20 protein-coding genes are annotated in these 20,625 nt (G+C 73.8%); 12 read left to right on the plus strand and 8 right to left on the minus strand.

Annotated elements, in window-relative coordinates; translation table 11 throughout:
• Position 1 precedes the first annotated feature (1 nt).
• A complete protein-coding gene (locus ACI784_RS02970; RefSeq protein ID WP_457012477.1) occupies positions 2–2,344 on the minus strand; it encodes a DUF6049 family protein in 2,343 nt (780 codons plus the stop codon).
• Positions 2,341–2,817, minus strand: a complete 477-nt coding sequence (locus ACI784_RS02975; RefSeq protein WP_456921867.1) for an NUDIX hydrolase — start codon at positions 2,815–2,817, stop codon at positions 2,341–2,343. The genes ACI784_RS02970 and ACI784_RS02975 overlap by 4 nt, the downstream gene beginning before the upstream one ends.
• Before the next feature lie 42 nt (positions 2,818–2,859).
• On the opposite strand from ACI784_RS02975, the gene ACI784_RS02980 reads away from it, so the two are divergent.
• Both ACI784_RS02980 and ACI784_RS02985 read left to right on the plus strand, forming a co-directional pair.
• Complete coding sequence (locus ACI784_RS02980; protein ID WP_457012478.1) at positions 2,860–4,359, plus strand: CCA tRNA nucleotidyltransferase; 1,500 nt, start codon at positions 2,860–2,862, stop codon at positions 4,357–4,359.
• Between the two features lie 80 nt (positions 4,360–4,439).
• Positions 4,440–5,372, plus strand: coding sequence for a DUF559 domain-containing protein (locus tag ACI784_RS02985; protein WP_457012479.1), 933 nt, complete (start codon positions 4,440–4,442; stop codon positions 5,370–5,372).
• Between the two features lie 32 nt (positions 5,373–5,404).
• Here the strand turns inward: ACI784_RS02985 and ACI784_RS02990 are convergent, their stop codons facing one another.
• The gene (locus ACI784_RS02990; RefSeq protein ID WP_457012480.1) at positions 5,405–6,673 is read right to left on the minus strand and encodes an MFS transporter; all 1,269 of its coding nucleotides are present in this window, start codon (positions 6,671–6,673) and stop codon (positions 5,405–5,407) included.
• 117 nt (positions 6,674–6,790) lie between these two features.
• Here ACI784_RS02990 and ACI784_RS02995 point away from each other — a divergent pair, with 117 nt between their 5' ends.
• Positions 6,791–7,456, plus strand: a complete 666-nt coding sequence (locus ACI784_RS02995; RefSeq protein ID WP_456921871.1) for a YqgE/AlgH family protein — start codon at positions 6,791–6,793, stop codon at positions 7,454–7,456.
• Between the two features lie 126 nt (positions 7,457–7,582).
• Here ACI784_RS02995 and ACI784_RS03000 read toward each other — a convergent pair whose 3' ends face one another.
• From ACI784_RS03000 to ACI784_RS03010, 3 genes are all read right to left on the minus strand, one after another.
• Positions 7,583–8,344: a hypothetical protein gene (locus ACI784_RS03000; RefSeq protein WP_457012481.1), complete on the minus strand. Its 762-nt coding sequence runs from the start codon at positions 8,342–8,344 to the stop codon at positions 7,583–7,585.
• A 97-nt stretch (positions 8,345–8,441) separates the two neighbouring features.
• Complete coding sequence (locus ACI784_RS03005) at positions 8,442–9,521, minus strand: inositol-3-phosphate synthase (protein WP_456921873.1); 1,080 nt, start codon at positions 9,519–9,521, stop codon at positions 8,442–8,444.
• Between the two features lie 88 nt (positions 9,522–9,609).
• On the minus strand, positions 9,610–10,224 hold the full coding sequence (locus ACI784_RS03010) for a PadR family transcriptional regulator (RefSeq protein WP_456921874.1): 615 nt from the start codon (positions 10,222–10,224) through the stop codon (positions 9,610–9,612).
• Between the two features lie 179 nt (positions 10,225–10,403).
• On the opposite strand from ACI784_RS03010, the gene ACI784_RS03015 reads away from it, so the two are divergent.
• The 3 genes from ACI784_RS03015 (at position 10,404) to ACI784_RS03025 (ending at position 14,990) form a co-directional block, all read left to right on the plus strand.
• Positions 10,404–10,817, plus strand: coding sequence for a DUF5318 domain-containing protein (locus tag ACI784_RS03015; protein WP_456921875.1), 414 nt, complete (start codon positions 10,404–10,406; stop codon positions 10,815–10,817).
• 365 nt (positions 10,818–11,182) lie between these two features.
• Positions 11,183–13,447, plus strand: coding sequence for a transglycosylase domain-containing protein (locus ACI784_RS03020; protein WP_457012482.1), 2,265 nt, complete (start codon positions 11,183–11,185; stop codon positions 13,445–13,447).
• Between the two features lie 22 nt (positions 13,448–13,469).
• Positions 13,470–14,990 (plus strand): glycosyltransferase family 87 protein, encoded by a 1,521-nt coding sequence (locus tag ACI784_RS03025; protein ID WP_457012483.1) that lies wholly within the window; start codon positions 13,470–13,472, stop codon positions 14,988–14,990.
• On the opposite strand, the gene ACI784_RS03030 is transcribed toward ACI784_RS03025, so the two are convergent.
• Positions 14,976–15,788: a deoxyribonuclease IV gene (locus tag ACI784_RS03030; protein ID WP_457012484.1), complete on the minus strand. Its 813-nt coding sequence runs from the start codon at positions 15,786–15,788 to the stop codon at positions 14,976–14,978. The genes ACI784_RS03025 and ACI784_RS03030 overlap by 15 nt on opposite strands.
• Positions 15,789–16,009: 221 nt before the next feature.
• On the opposite strand from ACI784_RS03030, the gene rpsF reads away from it, so the two are divergent.
• The 4 genes from rpsF to rplI all read left to right on the plus strand — a co-directional run bounded on the left by rpsF (position 16,010) and on the right by rplI (position 17,574).
• Entirely contained in the window at positions 16,010–16,297 is a 288-nt protein-coding gene (gene rpsF / locus ACI784_RS03035) for a 30S ribosomal protein S6 (RefSeq protein ID WP_456921879.1), read from the plus strand.
• A gap of 2 nt (positions 16,298–16,299) precedes the next feature.
• Positions 16,300–16,782, plus strand: a complete 483-nt coding sequence (locus ACI784_RS03040; RefSeq protein WP_457012485.1) for a single-stranded DNA-binding protein — start codon at positions 16,300–16,302, stop codon at positions 16,780–16,782.
• A 97-nt stretch (positions 16,783–16,879) separates the two neighbouring features.
• Positions 16,880–17,116, plus strand: coding sequence for a 30S ribosomal protein S18 (rpsR, locus tag ACI784_RS03045; RefSeq protein WP_097207512.1), 237 nt, complete (start codon positions 16,880–16,882; stop codon positions 17,114–17,116).
• Positions 17,117–17,118: 2 nt separating this feature from the next.
• Entirely contained in the window at positions 17,119–17,574 is a 456-nt protein-coding gene (gene rplI, locus ACI784_RS03050) for a 50S ribosomal protein L9 (RefSeq protein WP_456921880.1), read from the plus strand.
• Between the two features lie 142 nt (positions 17,575–17,716).
• Here rplI and ACI784_RS03055 read toward each other — a convergent pair whose 3' ends face one another.
• The gene (locus tag ACI784_RS03055) at positions 17,717–18,118 is read right to left on the minus strand and encodes a RidA family protein (protein ID WP_457012486.1); all 402 of its coding nucleotides are present in this window, start codon (positions 18,116–18,118) and stop codon (positions 17,717–17,719) included.
• A 517-nt stretch (positions 18,119–18,635) separates the two neighbouring features.
• On the opposite strand from ACI784_RS03055, the gene dnaB reads away from it, so the two are divergent.
• Positions 18,636–20,006 carry a replicative DNA helicase gene (dnaB, locus tag ACI784_RS03060; protein ID WP_456921882.1) on the plus strand — a complete coding sequence of 457 codons (1,371 nt, stop codon included), beginning with the start codon at positions 18,636–18,638 and terminating at the stop codon, positions 20,004–20,006.
• A 99-nt stretch (positions 20,007–20,105) separates the two neighbouring features.
• Positions 20,106–20,555: a DUF7715 family protein gene (locus tag ACI784_RS03065; RefSeq protein ID WP_456921883.1), complete on the plus strand. Its 450-nt coding sequence runs from the start codon at positions 20,106–20,108 to the stop codon at positions 20,553–20,555.
• Positions 20,556–20,625 lie beyond the last annotated feature (70 nt).

Genomic DNA, 20,625 nt, shown 5'->3' on the forward strand with positions numbered 1-20,625 from the left:
GTCACACCGGGCTCCGCGTCGGGGGCAGGGGCTGGGGCTGCTCGACCGGCTCGGCGGTGCCCCGCCGGCGGCGGAGCACGAACAGCACCAGGCGGCGGAGGAACAGCAGACCCAGCAGCGCGGCGGCGCCGATCGTGATGAACAGCGAGATCGACCCGTACGCGGTGCTCTTCACCTGCAGCTCCACCGGGTCGCCCAGCGGGCCGCCGTCCGGCGTGGTGAGCGTGGCGACGACGCCGAAGCGCCCCGACTGGCGCACCTCGGCCGGCACCGGCAGCGTCGTCCGCTGGCCGGGGTTGAGCACCTGTTCGCCGATGTCGCCGACGGTGAGGGCCGCGTTGCCCCGCGGCTGCACCCGGAGCAACACCCGGACGGCGAACGGCAGGTCGTTGCGGACGGTGAGCACCAGCGGGGCGTCGCCCGAGGCGAGGCTGTAGGTGCCTTCGGCCGGGGAGAGCAGGGTGACCCGCTCCCGCAGCCGGCCGAGCGTGGCCAGCAGGTCCGCGGCGCCGGCGTCGAAGCCCGCGGGGTCGTCGCGCCACGCGGCGGACACGGCCCGGGCGACCGCGGCGTCGTAGGGCGCCAGGACGGTGCCGGGGTCGTCGACCACCGCGCCGGCGAGGTCGTCGCGGATGCCGATCGCCGTGACGACGTCGGCCAGGCCCGCGGGCTCCAGCCCGCCCGGTGCGTCCGGGGAGGCCAGCTCGCCGGTGGCCGCCGACGGCCCGTCGCCGAGCTGGGACACCGTCGCCGGCCGCAGCCAGGGCAGCTGGGCGGCGGCGGCCATCATCGCCGCGGCGCCGCCGGGGTCGGGGTCGACCTCGCGGGTCGGGGCCACCAGCACCGTCTGCCCGGCCGGGTCGCTCCCGCCCCGCAGCGCCAGCAGGGACAGCTCGGCGAGGTAGCGCTGCTCCGCGACCCGGGCGCCGCCGGTCGACCGGGACGCCGCGCCGACCAGCCCGCTGAGGGCGCTGTCGGCGACGAGGGCGTCGACCTCGCCGCCGTCCACGGGGACCGCCGTCCGGGCCGCGGCGCCGCCGCCGTCCAGCCCGAGCGCCGCGGTGCCGTCGGTGAGGCCGTCGGGCGAGAGCACCAGCTCCCGCACCCCGCCGGCCTGCAGCGTGGCCACCGTGTCGGGGCGCACCGACCCGCCCACGGCCCACGCCAGGTCGGTGCGGGGCTCGACGCCCAGGGCGTCGCGGAGGATCTCCGCGCCGGCGCCGGTCGGGTCGTCCTCCGCCTCCGGGGGTGTGCTGCCGTCGGTGGGAGCGGCCGGGGTCGAGGCGTCGGGGTCGTCCTGCGCCGTCCCCTGCGGGGTGCCCGGCAGGCTGCGGATGACCACGCCCGGCAGGCCGGCGGCGGTGAGGGCGTCGGCGTCGACGTCGCCGTAGGGCAGCGCCACCACCGGGTGGTCGACGGCGACGGTCCGCAGCCGGTCGAGGAACTCGGCGGCGTCCTCGGTGCCCTGTCCGGCGTCGTCCTGCCCGGCCACGTCGTAGGGACCGGCGGCCATGAGCTCCAGCTCCTCGACCAGCGCGGGGTCGACGGCGAGGGTCACCCGCACCACCGGGGTGGGGTCCCCGCCCTCGGGCGCTGCGGTCTCGGGCAGCCGCTCGACGGCGGACAGCACCCGGTCCAGCCGGCCGCCGTCCTCGACGGCGTCGGCCAGGCCGTCGTCGGCGAACCCGCCGTCGGCGTCGCGGTGGGTGTGCTCCACCAGCGGCCACAGCCAGGCGACGCCGGTGGCCGCGGCCGGCTGCGCCGGGGGCTGCACGAGGAAGGTGGACAGCTCCCCCAGCCGGCGGCGCTCGCCGTCGGCCGCGGCGCCGTTGAGGTTGAGCAGCACCGGGTAGACGCCGTCCCGCGCGATCTGCAGCTCGGCGACGGTGGTGGTGAGCGCGAAGGCGACCGACCCGCCGGGGGCCAGCTCCCCGGGGACGGGCTGGAACGGCGTGGCGACGTCGGTCATCGGGTCGCGGTCGGCGTCGGTGGCCTGCAGCTCGGCGCGGCTCTCCAGCAGGTCGCCGCGCTGCAGACGGACCTCCAAGCCGGTGAACGTCTCGCTGCCGGTGTTGGTCAGCGTGCCGGCGATGGTGACGACGGCGTCGGGGGCCAGCGTCCGCGGGTCGATGCGGGTGACCTCCAGCTGGACCGGCCGGGCGGCGTCGTCCTCGCTCACCGGCGAGGGCTCGCCGGGCGTGGCCGCGGCCGCCGGCAGCGGGCCGAGCCCGACGAGGGGAGCGGCCAGGAACCCCACCAGGACGGCGCAGAGCGGCGCCGCCCGGCCGCAGGTGCGGCCCCGGTGCGGCGCGGGAGGGGTGCGGAAGGGTCGCCGACCGCTCACGCGCTGTCGGCGAGGAGTGCCGGTGCCCGCTCGACGAGGGCGCGCTCGTCGGCGTAGGCCAGCCGGTCACCGAGCTCGTCGAGGGGGACCCAGGCGACCTCGGTCACCTCGATGTCGGCGTCGGACAGGGCTCCTCCGATGGCGCGGAGCAGGAAGTGGTGCACGGTCTTGTGCACGCGGCGGCCGTCGGCGACGAACCAGAAGTCGATGATGCCCAGCGGGGCGACGACCTCGCCGACGATGCCGGTCTCCTCGGCGACCTCGCGGACGGCGGTGTCCTCCGGGGTCTCGCCCTCCTCGATGTGGCCCTTGGGCAGCGACCACAGGAGCCGGCCGCGGCGGTCGGTGCGGCCGATGAGCGCCGCTCGCGGCCCCGTGACGGGGTCGTCAGCGACCACCAGGCCCCCGGCGGAGGTCTCGTCGACCCGGCGCAACCGGCGGCCGGGGCGCCCTCGACCACCCGTCCCAGCCATGCCAGGAGGGTAGCGCGCGCCACGGCACTACCCTGGATCGTCGTGTCCGGTCAGCCCGCAAGTCGTCCCCCGGTCGTCGAACCGGTGCCGCCCGCCGTCCAGGAGACCGTGCGGGAGCTGGTCGACGTCTCCCCCGTGCTGACCCGGCTCGGCGAGCGCTTCACCGCGGCCGGTTTCGAGGTGCACCTCGTCGGCGGCTCGGTGCGCGACGCGCTGCTGGCGGCCGGTTCCGGCGGCCCGCGCGTCCCCGGTGACCTGGACCTGACCACCGACGCCCGCCCCGAGCAGGTCCTCGAGTTGGTGCGCGGCCTGGCCAGTTCCACGTGGAACACCGGCATCGCGTTCGGCACGGTCGGCGTGGAGGTGTCCGGCGTCCGGCTGGAGATCACGACGTACCGGGCCGACCGGTACGACCGGGAGTCGCGCAACCCGGAGGTCGCCTGGGGCACCTCGCTGGTCGACGACCTCGCCCGGCGCGACTTCACGGTCAACGCCATGGCGGTCTCCCTCGGCCCCGACCGCACCGTCACCGACCCCTACGGCGGGCTCGGTGACCTGCTGGCGCGCCGGCTGCGCACCCCGGGTGCCGCCGTCGACTCCTTCGCCGACGACCCGCTGCGGATGCTGCGCGCCGTCCGCTTCGTCGCCCAGCTCGGGCTGACGCCGGACGACGACGTGCTCGCGGCGATGACGTCGCTCGCCGGCGAGCTGGCCCGGATCACACCGGAGCGGGTGCAGGTGGAGCTGTCCAAGACGCTGCTGCAGGACGCCCCGCGGACGGCGCTGGAGCTGTTCGTCTCGACCGGGCTGGCCGACGTCGTCCTCCCGGAGCTGTCTGCGCTGCGCATGGAGATCGACGAGCACCACCAGCACAAGGACGTCTACAGCCACTCGCTGACCGTGCTCGACCAGGCGATCGCGCTGGAGCGGGCCGACGCGTCGGTGACCGAGCCGGACCTCGTGCTGCGGCTGGCCGCCCTCCTGCACGACATCGGCAAGCCGGCCACCCGCCGTCACGAGGCGCGGGGGCGGGTGTCGTTCCACCACCACGAGGTGGTCGGCGCCAAGCTGGTGCGCAAGCGGCTGATGGCGCTGCGGTACTCCAAGGAGGTCGTCGAGGCCGTCTCCCGGCTGACCTTCCTGCACCTGCGCTTCCACGGCTACGGCCGCGGCGAGTGGACCGACTCCGCCGTCCGCCGGTACGTCACCGACGCCGGCGACCTGCTCCCCCGGCTGCACAAGCTGGTGCGCTCGGACTGCACGACCCGCAACAAGCGGCGGGCGGCGGCGCTGTCGGCCACCTACGACTCGCTCGAGCAGCGGATCGCCGAGCTGTCGGCGGCCGAGGACCTCGCCCGCGTGCGCCCGGACCTCGACGGCAACGCGATCATGGAGATCCTCGGCATCCCGCCCGGCCGCGAGGTCGGCGAGGCGTGGAAGCACCTCAAGGAGCTGCGGCTGGAGCGCGGGCCGCTCGACCGCGACGAGGCCGAGGCCGAACTCCGCGCCTGGTGGGCCGCCCGAGGGTGTAGCGGAGGCTGAGGGCGCAGGAATCCTCGCTCTCCAGCCTCCGCTGTGGACGGTGGAAGCGAGGCGGGCCCCACCTGGTCCAGCCTGCGCGGGTGCACCTCCAGCCGATCGACCACCGAGGTCAACAGGTCGCGCCCCGGAAGCTGTTGCTGGAGCGTGGCATCAGCGCCTACCGGATGCGGACCGCCGTCGCGTCGGGTCGCTGGCAGGAACCGCTCCCGGGTGTCCTCGTCAGTCACTCCGGGCCCCTCACCCGGACGGAGCGGTGGCACGCGGCGCTGCTGTTCGCGGGAGAGGCTGCGGTGCTGTCCCATCGCAGCGCCCTGCTGGCGTGGGGCGCTCGCATCGAGGAACCGTCGCGAGCGGTGCGCGTCGCCGGCGTTCGAGGTGACTACGCCTCACTGCCGGAGGGTGGCCTGGTGGAGGTCACCACACCCCACGGGCAGCACCTGAGGTCGAGGGGCTTCGTGGTCCACCAGAGCCGTCGTCCCGTGGCCGAGGGGTTCGTCGTCGACCGGCTCCCGGTGGCACCCGCGGCGCGGGCTGCGGTCGGCGTCGCCATCACCTCGCGCCGCCGGGCCGACGTCGACCACGTCGTGGCGGACGTCCTCCAGCGCGGCCTGTGCACGGTGCGGGAGCTCGAGGACGAGGCGGCCGCGCTCGCCCGGCGGCTGACACCCTGGCTCCAGGCCGCGATCGCCGACGCGCGGCGGGGGATGCGGTCGGTGGGTGAGGCTGATCTCCGCCGGGCCGTCGTCGCAGCGCAGGTCCCCGAGCCGGAGTGGAACGCGGCGGTCGAGACGCCGCTGGGCACGTACTTCGTCGATGCGTACTGGCGGCGCCACCGGGTGGCCGCCGAGGCCGACGGGGCGGCATTCCACCTGAGCGCTCCGGACTGGGCTGCAGACCTCCGGCGGCAGAACGCCCTCCAGGCTGCCCGCGTGACGCTCTTGCGCTTCCCGGTCCGGCGCCTCCGCGCGGAGCCACTCGCCTGCGGGCTGGAACTGGCTCCCCTCGTCGCCTGAGCGGAGGCCGAGAACGCAGGAAACCTCGCTCCTCAGCCTCCGCCGGCCCTCCGGCTGAGGACGGCGGTGAGGGCGTAGATCGCGCCGACGGCGACCACGAGGCCGGCGGAGACGCCCGACGCGGGCAGCAGGAAGGCCGCCGTCACCAGCGCGACCACGTAGCTGACGTTGACCAGCGTGTCGTAGACGGAGAAGACCCGGCCGCGGAAGTCGTCGTCCACCGCCTCCTGCAGGGTGGCGTCGACGCAGATCTTGACCCCCTGGCCCACGAAGCCCAGCACGAACCCCGCGAGGACGACGGTGGGCGGGAGCGCGGGCAGGCCGAGGGCGACCAGCAGCGGCCCGGCGAGGGCCAGCAGCAGCGTCACCCAGCGGGACCGCCCGAGCCGGCGCACCGCCGCCGGGGTGACCGCCGCCGCGAGCAGGGTGCCCGCCGCGCCGGTGGCCACGACCACCCCGAGCCCGCCGAGCCCGCCGGGCACCGGCCCCCACGCGTCGAGGGTGTTCCGGAACAGCAGGAGCGTCATCAGCGTCACCAGGCCGAAGCACAGCCGGTGGGCGGTGATCACGGCGAGCGCGACGACGGCGGGCGGGCGGCTCCACGCGTGCCGGGCGCCGGCGACCATCCCGGCGCCCACCGCCCGCACCGACGGGGACGCCGTCCGGGTCGCGGTGTCCGGCCCCAGGTACCCGCGGCCGAACCCGGCGACGACCCCCGCGGACACCAGGTACGGCAGCGCCGCGGCCAGGGTGGCCGCCGCGTAGGCGCCGTCCCCCGCGCCGGCCAGGGGCAGCAGCGCGACGGCGACCGCGCCGCCCACCACCGTGGCCACCGCCCCGGAGGTCGTCGACAGGGCGTTGGCCGGCACCAGCGACGGCTCGTCGGCCGTGTGGGGCAGCGCCGCGGACAGTGCGGAGAGGACGAAGCGGTTGACCGAGAAGACCGCCAGGCCGGTGAGCAGGAACGGCGCGCCGGAGACGCCGGACCACACCAGTCCGGCGAGGAGCGCGACCAGGGCGCACCGGACGAGGTTGGCCCGCAACAGCACCTGGCGGCGGCTCCACCGGTCCAGCCAGACGCCGGCGAAGGGGCCGACCAGCGAGTAGGGCAGGAGGAGCGCGGCGAACCCGGCCGCGACGTCGAGCGGGTCGGCCGCGCGCTGCGGGTTGAACAGCACCGTGCCGGCGAGCGCGGCCTGCACCACGCCGTCCCCGAACTGCGCGGACAGGCGCGTGCCCAGCAGCCGGCGGAAGTCCGGCCGCACCAGCAGGTGGCGCACGCTCGTCCCCGCCTGGCGCACGCGGTCACCCTACGGTGGCCGTCCCGTCCCGGAGGGTGGACGACGGGCCGCGATCGGGCTTCCACAGCGGGCGGGCGCGGGCACCCTGCCCCGTCCGCGTGGGGCACACTGGGTGCGATGACTCCCCCGCCCTCGTCCGAACCCGAGTCCGGGCCGCCGGCGCGCCCGGTGGCGGGACGACGCCGTGCGGGCGCGGTTCCCCCGCTGTCCATCGGCGGTCTGGACGACGTCCGCCCGGGCTCGCTGCTGGTCGCCATGCCGGCGCTGACCGACCCGACCTTCGCCGGGACGGTCGTCTTCGTGCTCGACCACAGCGACACCGGCACCCTGGGCGTCGTCCTGGGCCGGCCGAGCCAGGTGGAGATCCGCGACGTCCTGCCGGGCTGGTGCGACCTCGCCGTCGAGCCCGGGGTGTTCCACGTGGGCGGCCCGTGCGAGACGGACACCGCGCTGTGCCTGGCCGTCTGCCCCGGTGTCCCGCCGGCGCCCGACAGCGGTCTGCGCCAGGTCGCCGGCGACGTCCACCTGGTCGACCTCGACGCCGAGCCCGACGTCCTCGACGGGCAGGTGCAGGGGCTGCGGGTGTTCGCCGGCTACGCGGGCTGGTCGCCGGGCCAGCTGGCCGGGGAGGTCGCCGAGGGGGCGTGGGCGTGCGTGCCCGGCACCCCGGACGACGTGCTCAGCGAGCTGGCCGGCCCGGAGCTGTGGCGCCGGGTCATGGGCCGGCAGACCGGCCGGCTGGCGGTGCTGTCCACGGCACCGGCCGACCCGTCGGTCAACTGAAGGTCACGATCCGCCGGTCAGGGGCGCGCCGGGGCAGCCGATCTGGTAGAAAGACCCTCGGAAGGGGGCGGTCTGGGGAAGAGGCCGCCCCCTTCCGCATGTCCGGGGCCGGGTGCTCCAGCGGCCTCAGAGGCCGACGGCCGCCGAGACCTCCGGGTGCGCCGCCCCGTCGACGGTCTCCTCCTCCGCCGGCACCGCGATCTGCCGGGGCCCGTGGTCGGACAGCGTCACCGTCACGTCGTGGTCCTGGCCGGGCAGCCGGGTGAGGAACTGCACCAGCAGGTCGCTGGAGCTGTCCACGGCCACCGACCAGCCCGACTCCGACGCGTAGACCGCCGTCAGGTCGCCGTCCACCGAGCGCTCGCCCTGCCAGGTGTAGTCGGTGCCACGGAACGCGCCGGGGTCGTCGGGCTCCTCGGCGGAGAGGTTGAGCACCAGCCGCACCAGCACGTCGGTGAGCGGCGACTCGTCGCCGGTGGCCAGCGGTCGGCGCACGTACGAGGCCTCCGGGAGGCCGGCCGCGGCGAGGGTCGCGGCGAGCCCCGGCACGTCGCCGAACCAGACGGCCTCGGGGGTGAAGAAGAGCGTGCGGGTGTCGTCGGGGCGGCCGTCGCCGTAGGTGGTCACCGCCTGGGCGCGCCCCACCCGGCCGGCGAGGTCGACCTCGCCGGTCAGGGTCAGGACGGTGTCCTCGCCGTACGGCGCCGTGACGACGACGTCCGCGCCGCCCTCGTCCTGGTTGCGCGCCAGCAGCTGCGCCAGGACGTCGGCCTCGGCCGCGGTCACGGGGTCGCCGGTCTGCCGTTCCTCGTCGCCGCCGGAGCACCCCGTGAGCAGCGCGAGCACCAGCCCCAGGGCCGGGAGCAGCGGACGGCGGCGCGGCGGCATGCGGCCCAGCGTAGGCAGCCGGGGCGGTCGGGCCGCGCAACGCGACAGGGCCCGTCCCCCGGATCGGGAGACGGGCCCTGTCGGGGCGCTCAGGACCTCAGCGCTCGACGTCGCCGCGGATGAAGGCCTCCACGGCGTCGCGGGCCTCGCTGTCGTCGTACTGCACGGGCGGGCTCTTCATGAAGTAGGACGACGCGGAGAGGATCGGGCCGCCGATGCCGCGGTCCTTGGCGATCTTCGCGGCGCGGACGGCGTCGATGATGATCCCGGCCGAGTTCGGGGAGTCCCAGACCTCCAGCTTGTACTCCAGGTTCAGCGGGACGTCGCCGAACGCGCGGCCCTCCAGGCGGACGTAGGCCCACTTGCGGTCCGACAGCCACGGCACGTGGTCCGACGGGCCGATGTGCACGTTCTCCTTGCCCATGTCCCGGTCGACCTGGCTGGTGACCGCCTGGGTCTTGGAGATCTTCTTGGACTCCAGGCGCTCGCGCTCGAGCATGTTCTTGAAGTCCATGTTGCCGCCGACGTTGAGCTGCATGGTGCGGTCCAGCTGCACGCCGCGGTCCTCGAACAGCTTGGCCAGCACCCGGTGGGTGATGGTCGCGCCGACCTGGCTCTTGATGTCGTCGCCGACGATCGGCACGCCGGCGGCGGTGAACTTGTCCGCCCACTCCTGGGTGCCGGCGATGAACACCGGCAGCGCGTTCACGAACGCGACGCCGGCGTCGATGGCGCACTGGGCGTAGAACTCGGCGGCCTGCTGCGAGCCGACGGGCAGGTAGCAGACGAGGACGTCGGCACCGGACTCGCGCAGCGCCGCGACGACGTCCACCGGCTCCTCGTCGGACTCCTCCACCATCTCGCGGTAGTACTTGCCCAGGCCGTCGAGGGTGGTGCCGCGCTGCACGGAGACGCCCAGGGGCGGCACGTCGCAGATCTTGATGGTGTTGTTCTCACTGGCGACGATGGCCTCGGAGAGGTCGCGGCCGACCTTCTTGGCGTCGACGTCGAACGCGGCGACGAACTCCACGTCGGACACGTGGTACTCGCCGAAGCGCACGTGCATGAGCCCGGGCACCGAGGCGGTCTCGTCGGCGTCGCGGTAGTAGTGCACGCCCTGGACGAGCGACGCGGCGCAGTTGCCGACGCCGACGATGGCGACCTTGACAGATCCCACAGGGGTCTCCTTCTTCATTGGACCGCGAACGGTCGGTGAGCGGACCGGGGACGGTCCTGCGTGTACGGAGGTGGCGACGCCTCCGGGGTCATCCCGCTGCCGGGGGCGGGTCGGCGTCCCTGGTCTCGGGTCCGCCGGTCCGTCGCCGCTCGCTGTCGGTCAGCTCCTGGTCGATCAGCTCGGCGAGCCAGCGGACCTCCCGGTCCACCGACTCCAGGCCGTGGCGCTGCAGCTCGAGGGTGTAGCGGTCCAGGCGCTGGCGGGTCCGCGCCAGTGAGGCCCGCAGGCCCTCCCGCTGCTGCTCCACGGTGCGGCGGCGGCCCTCGAGGATCCGCAGCCGCACGTCGGCGGCGGTGTGCCGGAAGAACGCCAGCCGGACGCCGAAGAGCCCGCCGTCGTCGTACGCCTCCGGGCCGGTCTGGCTGACCAGCTCGTGGAAGCGTTCCTTGCCCTCCGCGGTGATCGTGTAGACCACCTTCCCGCGCCGGCCGGTCAGCGCCGGGGCGTCGGCCGGCAGCGGTGCCCGCGGGTCCGGCTCGTCGGTGGTGACGTAGCCGGCCGCGTGCAGCCGCTTGAGCGCGGGGTACAGCGAGCCGTAGGAGATGCTGCGCAACCCGCCGAGCACCTGTGCGAGCTGTTTGCGCAGCTCGTAGCCGTGCATCGGGGACTGGTGCAGCAGGCCCAGGATGGCGAGCTCGAGCACGTCGCCTCCCCTTCGCCCCCACGGTTCGATGTATCGGGACGATACATCGACAGGCGACCGCCGCGACACGGGGAGGTGTCCGTGAGGTGGCCGGCCGGAGGGCCCGGTGGTGCGGCCGGGACGCCGGGGACCTGCTCGTCAGCGCTGACGGCGTCGGTCGCGGTGCGTACATTGGCGCCGTGCCCGGACGTCGATCCGTCGTGGACTACTCGCTGCAGCGGCGAGCCGTCCTCGCCGACGTGTACGCCGGACGCACGGGGCTCTTCGAGGTCTGCGACGCCAGTCCCTACCTCTCCCGGGCGGCCAAGTACCACGGTGAGGCGACCGACGTCGTCTGCCCGGTCTGCCGCAAGGAGCGCCTGACGCTGGTCAGCTACGTCTACGGCGAGCACCTCGGACCGACAGCCGGACAGGCCAAGACCCCGACCGAGCTCGCCCGGATGGACGCCGCGCAGGAGGAGTTCTCCGTGTACGCCGTCGAGGTCTGCCGCGGCTGTGGCTGGAATCACCTCGACTGCTCGTACGTGCTCGGGAACGAGCCTGAGCCGGGGCGTTCGCCCCGCCGGACCCGCCGGCGCGCCGCCACGGAGTAGTGGCTGCGGGAACAACTGCGCCCCGCCGGACCCTTCCGTCACGTGGGACCGCTGTGAGTACGGCGCTGCCGCGGGTCCTCCCCCGCTCTCACAGCTGAAGACGACACCCTGAGTGCGGGACGCCTTCGTCCCGCCCACCGAACGAGTCAGAGAGGGGCCCCTTCGTGCCTCCCCACGACGAGACCTCCCCGGTCGGGCCGCAGGGCGGCCCCGACCGCCGACCGGCGCCGGGCCGCACCGGCGGCGGGAACGGCGGCAACCGGCGGCCACCAGCCGGCCGTGGGGGCCGGACGACGGCGTCCCGGTCCGGCGGCGCGCGCCCCGGTTCCGCCGTCGCACGGTCGGGGCGGCCGAGCGGCCGGCCGATGACCAAGGCGGCCCGCACGAAGAAGCAGAAGGGCCGCCGCCGGCTGAAGATCGTCGGCGCCGCGTTCGCCGGCATGCTCGTGCTGCTCGGCGTCTTCGTCGGCGTCGTCTACGCCACCACCGAGGTGCCCGACCCCGACTCGGTGCAGAACGCGCAGACGACCGTCGTCTACTACGCCGACGGCACCACCGAGATGGCGCGGCTCGGCGTGGACGGCGGCAACCGCACCAACGTCCCCCTCGACAAGGTCGCGAAGCCGGCGCAGGAGGCGATCCTCGCCGCCGAGAACCGCAGCTTCTACACCGATCCGGGCATCTCCTTCACCGGGATCATGCGGGCCGCGTGGAACAACCTCACCGGCGGCTCGACCCAGGGTGGCTCGACGATCACCCAGCAGTACGTCAAGAACGCGTTCCTGACGCAGGAGCAGACGTTCAGCCGCAAGTTCCAGGAGCTCTTCCTCTCCATCAAGCTCGACAACGAGTACGAGAAGGACGAGATCCTCGAGAACTACCTGAACACCATCTACTTCGGCCGTGGCGCCTACGGCATCGAGAGCGCGGCCAACACCTACTTCGGGGTGCCGGCCGCCGAGCTGACCCCGCAGCAGGGCGCCGTCCTCGCCGTCCTCATCCGCAGCCCCAGCAACAACGACCCCGAGACCAACCCCGAGGGCGCGCAGAAGCGCTGGGGCCTGGTGCTCGACGCCATGGTCGACGAGGGGTGGCTGACCCAGGAGGAGCGGGACGCCTCGGTCTACCCGCCGGTGCAGCCCAAGACCGAGTCGAACCTCGGCATCCCCGGCACCCACGAGGGCCTGGTCGTGCAGCGGGCCATGGACGAGCTCGAGGCGAAGGGCTACACCGAGCAGCAGATCCGGGCCGGCGGCCTGCGGATCACCACCACGGTGGAGAAGCGTGCGCAGGACGCCGCGGCGGCCGCCGTCGACGAGGTGATGGACGGCCAGCCCGACGGCCTGCGGCAGGCGCTGGTCGCCGTCAACCCGCACAACGGTGCGGTGCGCGCCTACTACGGCGGCGCGAACGGCAACGGCACCGACTACGCGCAGGCCCAGCGCCAGGCCGGCTCGTCGATGAAGCCCTACACCCTGGCCACCGCGCTGGAGGAGGGCATCAGCGTCAACGCCCGCCGGGACGGCAGCTCGCCGCAGAAGTTCGACGACCGCGAGGCGCTGGTGCGCAACTCCGGCGGCGCGTCCTGCGGCGCGTGCACGCTGGTCGAGGCCATGACCCGGTCGCTGAACACCACCTTCTACGGCCTGGCGCACGAGGTCGGTCCGGAGAAGGTCCGCGAGACGGCCCTGGCCGCCACCGGCCTGCCGGAGGTGTGGCCCGAGGGCACCAACCTCGCCGGCAACACCACGCTGGCCAACGCCGACGGCTTCACCGGCTCGGCGATCGGCATCGGTGAGTACGAGATGCGCCCGATCGACCAGGCGCACGGCTTCGCCACCCTGGCCAACGGCGGGGTCGAGCACGAGCCGTTCTTCGTCTCCCGCGTGACCGACAGCCAGGGCGCGCTGCTGCTGGAGTACTCCGGTGACTCCGGTGACCAGGCGATCACCGCCGACGTCGCCAACGACGTCACCTTCGCGCTCAAGGGCGTGGCGTCCTACTCCAAGCGGGCGCTGGACGGCGGCCGCGAGGTGGCCAGCAAGACCGGTACGCAGGGCCAGGGCGAGGACAACTCCGACGCCTGGATGGTCGGCTACACCCCGTCGCTGTCGACGGCGGTGTGGATGGGCAACGACTCGCCCAGTGACCCGATCGTCAACTCCAGCGGCGCGATCATCTACGGCTCGGGCCTGCCCGGAGCGATCTGGCAGGAGTTCATGAACAGCGTCCTCGAGGGCACGCCGAAGGAGGACCTGCCCGACCGGGCGCTCATCCGGGGCGACACCGGCGTGAGCGTGCCCGAGCCGGCGCCGCAGACCCCGCGGCCGCAGCCGTCCACCGCCCCGCCCACGCAGTCGCAGCCGTCGACCCCGCCGGTCGTCCAGGACACGCCGCCGGCCGACGGGACCGGCAACGGCAACGGCAACGGTCAGACCGGCAACGGCGAGACGACGAACGGTCAGACCGGCAACGGCGAGACGACGAACGGGCAGACCGGCAACGGCGGGACGACCGGCGACCAGACAGGCCCGGGGGGTCGCACCATGCCGCCGCAGCCCGGCAGCCCGGCCCCTGCCCAGCCGGCGCAGCCCGTGGAACCCGACAGCGAGCTGCAGCCGACCGGCTGACCTGCGCGGGCAGACTGTCCGCGTGAGCACTTCCCCGCAGGGCCCGTCCGACCCGGCTGTCCAGCCGGCGGGCGGGCCCTCGGCGTCACCGGCGGCGACCACCGGCCGGGGGGACGACGCGCGCCCCGACCGCGTCGTCCCGACCTGGACCGACCCGGTGGCCACGCAGGCCAGCGAGGCCGTCGGCGGCCCGTGGGGACGGCACGCGGTCACCGGCCGGGCCCTGTTCTGGACGCCGCTGCGGGTCTGCCTGCTGTTCAGCACCACCGTGCTGGCGCTCGCCTGGGTCAAGCAGGCGCCCTGCTCCGACGGCAACTGGGCCGGCTGGGTGCAGTACACGCACTTCTGCTACTCCGACACCGTCCCGCTCTACGGCCTGCACGGGCTGGACGCCGGGGAGGTCCCCTACCTGGACTCCGCCGTCGAGTACCCGGTGCTCACCGGCGCGCTCATGTTCGTCTCGGCCCTGCTCGGCCGGTCCTACGACGCGCTGGCGGCGGCGTCCGGCGTGCTGCCCGCCGTCCCGGCGGTGCAGTCGTACTACGTCGCCACGTGCCTGCTGCTGTCGCTGTGCGCGCTGCTGGTGACCCGCGCGGTGCTCGGCTCCTCCGGACGGCGGCCGTGGGACGCCGCGATGGTCGGGCTGTCCCCGCTGCTGTTCGTGCACGCGTTCACCAACTGGGACCTGCTGGCCGTCGCCCTGGCCTCGCTCGGGGTGTGGGCCTGGGCACGCCGCCGCCCGGTGCTCGCCGGGGTGCTGCTGGGTCTCGGCGTCGCCGCCAAGCTGTACCCGGTGCTGCTGCTGGGCGCGCTGTTCCTGCTGTGCCTGCGGGCGGGGCGGCTGCGGACCTGGCTGCGGACGGCGGGAGCCGCGGGGCTGGCCTGGGCGGCGGTGGACGTGCCCGTCGCCGTCCTCGCCCCGGAGAACTGGTCGCGGTTCTTCCGGCTCAACAGCGAGCGGCCGGCCGACCCCGACACCCTGTGGAACATCGCCATCCACGTCTCCGGGGGGCGGCTGTTCGACGGTCCGCTGGCCGAGGGCGAGGCGCCGGTCGTGCTCAACGCCGCCGTGGCCGTCGCGGTGCTCGCGCTCGTCGCGGCGGTGGCCTGGCTGACGCTGGCCGCCCCGGTGCGGCCCCGCGTCGCGCAGGTGGCGTTCCTGCTGGTCGCCGGGTTCCTCCTGCTGAACAAGGTGTGGAGCCCGCAGTTCTCCGTGTGGCTGCTCCCGCTGGCGGTGCTGGCCCGGCCGCAGTGGCGGGCGCTGTTGCTGTGGCAGGCCACCGAGGCGCTGGTGTGGGTGCCCCGGCTGCTCTGGTACCTCGGCACCGACAACCGCGGCGTCGGCGTGGAGTGGTTCTTCCTCGCCGTGACGGTGCGCGACATCGCCGTCGTCGTCCTCATGGCGCTGGTGGTGCGGGACGTCTGGCGCCCGGACGGCGACGTCGTCCGGGCGAGCTGGCCCGGCGTCGACGACCCGGCCGGAGGCGTCCTCGACCACGCGGCGGACCGGGTGGTGCTGCGCCGGCGGTCAGCTGACGTGTGACCGCAGGAAGGCGATCTCCTCGGCGTGGGCGGCGGCGTCGCCGGGGGTCTCCAGGACGACGGGACAGTCCGCGGCGCGGGCCACCTCGACCAGGAGCTCGGTCGGGATCTCGCCGTCGGTCAGCGGTGCGTGCCGGTCGCGGCTGGAGCCGGCCGGGTCGCGGCTGTTGTTCAGGTGCACCAGGTCGACGCGGCCGGTGATCGCCCGGACGTCGTCCACCGCGGTCGCGAGGTCCCACCCGGCGGCCCAGGAGTGACAGGTGTCGAGCACGAAGCCGGCGCCGAACTCCCCGACCGCCTCCCACAGGCGGGCGATCGCGTCGAGGTCGCGGGCCATCGCGTTGCCGCCGCCCGCGGTGTTCTCGATGAGCAGCGGGACGGCGAAGCCGCCGGTCTCCGCCTGCCGCGCGAACGTCTTGCGCCAGTTGTCGACACCGGCCGCCGGGTCGTCCTTGGCCAGCACGTGGCCGCCGTGCACGACCATGCCGCGGGCGCCGATCGCGGCCGCGGCCCGGGCGTGCGCGTCCAGCAGCTTGCGGCTCGGGATGCGGATGCGGTTGTTCGTCGTCGCCACGTTGAGCACGTAGGGCGCGTGCACGACCACCATGACGTCGCCGGCGAGCAGGTCCGCGGCGTCCGGGCGGGGCTTGGGGGCGGTCCAGCCCTGCGGGTCGGCGAGGAAGACCTGCACGCCGTCGGCGTCCATCTCCGCCGCGCGCGCCAGCGGACCGCCGGCGTCGAGCTCGTTGTCCTCGGTCAGGCCGGGGCCGACGTGTACGCCGATCGGGTGAGCTGGCACGGCGGGAACCCTAGAAGGACCCCCTGCCCCCCGTCGCTCGCAGGCTCGCGGCGGGACCCTGCAGGGGGCCTGTGGACGCGCCCCGCGGCGAGGTCGGCGCGTGGCGTACCATGGGCGGAGCGCGTTCCACCGGTACCTCCGGTCGGGGCGCGCGACGCGTGTACGACCCTCCTGCTGCAGACCGACTGCAGCCGCCCAGACCAGAGGAGGTGGGGTTCTCCGTGCGTCACTACGAACTGATGGTCATCCTCGACCCCGATCTCGAGGAGCGGACCATCGCGCCGTCCCTCGACCGGTTCCTGACCGTCGTCAGCAACGCCGGCGGCACGTTCAAGACCGAGATCTGGGGCCGTCGCCGCATGGCCTACGAGATCAAGAAGCAGGTCGAGGGCATCTACGCCGTCATCGACATCCAGGCCGAGCCCGCCGCGGTCGCCGAGCTCGACCGGCAGCTCAACCTGAACGAGTCGGTCCTCCGCACGAAGCTGATGCGGCCCGAGGCCCACTGACGATGGCCGGCGAGACCGTCATCACCGTCATCGGCAACCTGACGTCGGACCCGGAGCTGCGGTTCACGCCCTCCGGTGCCGCGGTCGCCAACTTCACCGTCGCCTCGACGCCGCGGACGTTCGACCGCCAGTCGCAGGAGTGGAAGGACGGCGAGGCGCTCTTCCTGCGCTGCAACGTGTGGCGGCAGGCGGCGGAGAACGTCGCCGAGTCGCTGACCCGCGGTTCGCGGGTGATCGTCTCCGGCCGGCTCAAGCAGCGGTCGTTCGAGACCAAGGAAGGCGAGAAGCGCACCGTCGTCGAGCTGGAGGTCGACGAGATCGGCCCCTCGCTCCGCTACGCCACCGCGAAGGTCACCAAGGCCTCGCGCGGTGAGGGTGGCGGCGGCTTCGGCGGCGGTGGCGGTGGCGGCTTCGGCGGCGGCGGCGGCGGGTCGAGCGACCCGTGGTCGACCCCGGCCCCGCCGTCGGACGAACCGCCCTTCTGAAAGAGGACCCCGTCCTCCTCACCCCCTCCCACGCTCGGGGTGAGCCTCTGGACGGGGCCGACAACCCCCTGAACCTCTTCGTAACTGGAGAACCCCGGTGGCCAAGCCCCCCATCCGCAAGCCGAAGAAGAAGGTCTGCCAGTTCTGCAAGGACAAGGCGACCTACATCGACTACAAGGACACGACCCTGCTGCGGAAGTTCATCTCCGACCGCGGCAAGATCCGTGCCCGCCGCGTCAGCGGCAACTGCAGCCAGCACCAGCGGGACGTCGCCGTGGCCGTGAAGAACAGCCGCGAGATGGCTCTGCTGCCCTACACCTCGACGGCGCGCTGACCATGAGCACCCAGAAGCTGATCCTTACGCAGGAGGTCACCGGTCTCGGTTCCTCCGGTGACACCGTGGAGGTCAAGGGCGGGTACGCCCGCAACTACCTCCTGCCCCGCGGCCTGGCCATCGTCGCCACCCGCGGTGCCGAGAAGCAGGTCGAGTCGCTGCGCCGGGCGCGTGCCGCCCGCGAGGTGCGGTCGCTCGAGGAGGCGCAGACCGTGGCCGGCAGCCTGTCCGGGCTGACCGTCCGCGTGCCGGCCCGCGCCGGTGAGGGTGGCCGCCTGTTCGGCCGCGTCACCACCGCCGACGTCGTCAACGCCGTCACCGCCGCCGGTGGCCCGGCGCTGGACCGCCGCCGCGTGGAGCTGCCCAGCAGCATCAAGACCACGGGCCAGCACACCGTCACCGTGCGGGTGCACCCCGAGGTGACCACCCAGCTGGCGATCGAGGTCGTCCCCAGCTGAACCCGGACCCTCCAGGTTCCCTCCGGGGAAGCCGTGGAGGGCCCACCGCCCGCGAGGGGCGTCGGACTCCGGTCCGGCGCCCCTCGCGGCGTCGTGGCCCCCGTGCAGGGTCCCGCGAGCGGCGGGGGCAGGGGGCCCTCCGTCAGTCGACCGCCGTCGCCTCGATCTCGACCATCAGCTCCGGGAAGGCCAGCCGCGTGACCCCGACGAGGGTCGACGTCGGCCGGATCCCGGCGGCGGCGAAGCGCTCGGCGAGGGCCGGCCAGCAGGTCATGATGCCGTCGACGTCGGTCGTGAAGACGTTCAGCCGGACGACGTTGGCCAGTGTCATGCCGCCGTCCTTCAGCACGGTCTGGACGTTGTCGAGGCTCAGGGCCACCTGGGCGGCCAGGTCGCCTGGGTGCTGCGGGACGCCCTCGGCGTTCACGGCGGCCTGACCGGAGCACACGAGCACCCTGCCGGCGCCCTCGACGAGCGCGGCCTGGTCGAAGCCGAAGGCGGCCGACCACGGCCAGGGGTTCACGGGGGTACGGGTGACGGGCATCGGGGCCTCCCTTCCTCGGCCGCCGCCACGGGTCCGGGGCGGTCGGCGGCGGGAGCCCATGGTGGACCACCGGCGGGCACGAGTGGAGCTGTGGACATGTGGCCCGTGGGACGGGTGGTCACCGGTCCGCGACACGCCGGGGGGCGACACCCGGATTTCTCGGTGATTTTCCCCGTCCACACCCGGTGGGTCGTCTTCCCGCAGCTCAGGCGCGGGATGTGGAGATCGGCGCCCGTCCGTCCCCCGCTGTCTCCACATGTCGACACGTCTGTGTCCACCGACTTGTCCACAAGTTGTGCAGAACGAGGTGCACAGCGGTGTTGGACTGCTCCGTCTCAGCTTCCTAACGTCCTCCCCGAGCTGCCGCCGGCGCGTCCTGTCGGTGCCGCGCGGTAGCAATGACACGAACAGACGTTCGAGTCAGGTGTACGTCGATTCTGGTGCTTCCCCCACCAGGCCCCGGCCGGCGGCCGGGGTCTGTTCGCGGGTGCGCCGGTGAGTGGATGGAGGAGCCTCCGTGGCGGTGGCCGACGAGTTCAGCCGACCGATGCCGACGGCGCCGGAGTACGACCGGCAGCCGCCGCAGGACGTCGCGGCCGAGCAGTCGGTGCTCGGCGGCATGCTGCTGAGCAAGGACGCGATCGCCGACGTCGTCGAGGTGCTGGCCGGCCCGGACTTCTACCGGCCCGCGCACCAGGTGATCTTCGACTGCATCCTCGACCTGTACGGCCGTGGCGAGCCGGCCGACGCGATCACCGTCGCCGCGGAGCTCAACCGCACCGACCAGCTGTCGAAGATGGGCGGCGCGGTCTACCTGCACACGCTCATCCAGTCCACGCCCACCGCGGCCAACGCCGGCTACTACGCGGCGATCGTGGCCGAGCAGGCGGTGCTGCGCCGGCTGGTGGAGGCCGGCACCCGCGTGGTCCAGCTGGGCTACGGCGCCGCGGGCGGCAAGGGCGACGTCGACGACATCGTCGACCGCGCCCAGCAGGAGATCTACGACGTCACCGAGAAGCGCATGAGCGAGGACTACGCGCGCCTCGAGGACGTCCTGCAGCCGACGATGGACGAGCTGGACGCCATCGCCTCCCGCGGTGGCACCGCGCGCGGCGTGCCCACGGGCATCCGCGACCTCGACGAGCTCACCAACGGCCTGCAGGCCGGTCAGATGGTCGTCATCGCGGCCCGCCCCGGTGTGGGCAAGTCGACCCTCGGCCTGGACATCGCCCGCTCGGCCACCGTGAAGCACCACCTGCCGGCGGTCATCTTCTCGCTGGAGATGAGCAAGCACGAGATCACCATGCGTCTGCTGTCGGCCGAGGCGAAGGTGCCGCTGCACCACATGCGCGCCGGCACGCTGTCCGACGAGGACTGGTCGAAGCTGGCCCGTCGCATGGGCGAGATCGCCGACGCCCCGCTCTACATCGACGACTCCCCGAACATGACGATGATGGAGATCCGGGCCAAGGCGCGGCGGCTCAAGCAGCGCAACGACCTCAAGCTCGTGGTCATCGACTACCTCCAGCTGATGACCTCGGGCAAGCGGGTCGAGAGCCGCCAGCAGGAGGTCTCGGAGTTCTCCCGTGCGCTCAAGCTGCTGGCCAAGGAGCTCGAGGTCCCGGTCATCGCGATGAGCCAGCTGAACCGTGGGTCGGAGCAGCGTCAGGACAAGAAGCCGATGCTGTCGGACCTCCGTGAGTCCGGCTCGATCGAGCAGGACGCCGACATGGTCATGATGATCCACCGCGAGGACATGTACGAGAAGGAGAGCCCGCGGGCCGGCGAGGCCGACATCATGCTGGTCAAGCACCGCAACGGCCCCACCGCGAACGTCACCGTCGCCTTCCAGGGCCACTACAGCCGCTTCGTGGACATGGCGAACTGACCCGACCCCAGACCCCCAGAGGCCCAGGACGACGTCGTCCTGGGCCTCTCGGCTGTCGTCACGGCGGAAACCGTCGGACCCTCCTGTCACGGTGGGCGCGTGAAGCTGTTGACCGCGACGTACACGGGGCAGGGCGAGCGGGACGGCGACTTCTGCTTCGCCGTCGAGGGCGAGCTGGTCCTGGTGGGTGACGTCTGCGCGGCCGACCAGGCCGACCCCGACCCCGACGGCGGGTGCGGCTGCGGCCGGGCCTTCACCGGGCTGAGCTCGCACCGGGGCACGACGACCGCGATGGTCCGCGACCTCGAGTTCTCCCTCGGCGACCTGCAGCTGGCCCTGGAGGCCCATCTCGCCGCGAGCGGTCTGGGTCCCGATGTCCTGGGCGACGAGGACTTCGCCGACCTCGTGGAGGAGACGGTGCACGAGACGGCGTCCTTCGCCCGGTGCTGGCCCGTGGGCACGGTCCTCGGGCGGCGCCTGGACTCGGTCCGCCGGCGGTCGCTGCCAGCCGGCGCGGAGGACCACCCCTGGTTCGGCTCCGACAGCTGAGCGCGTGTGCTCGTCGTGGCCACGGACGACGAGAACCCGGAGTGCGGCTACCAGCACTCCGGGCCTCGTC

Source organism: Geodermatophilus sp. SYSU D01186, assembly GCF_054050215.1.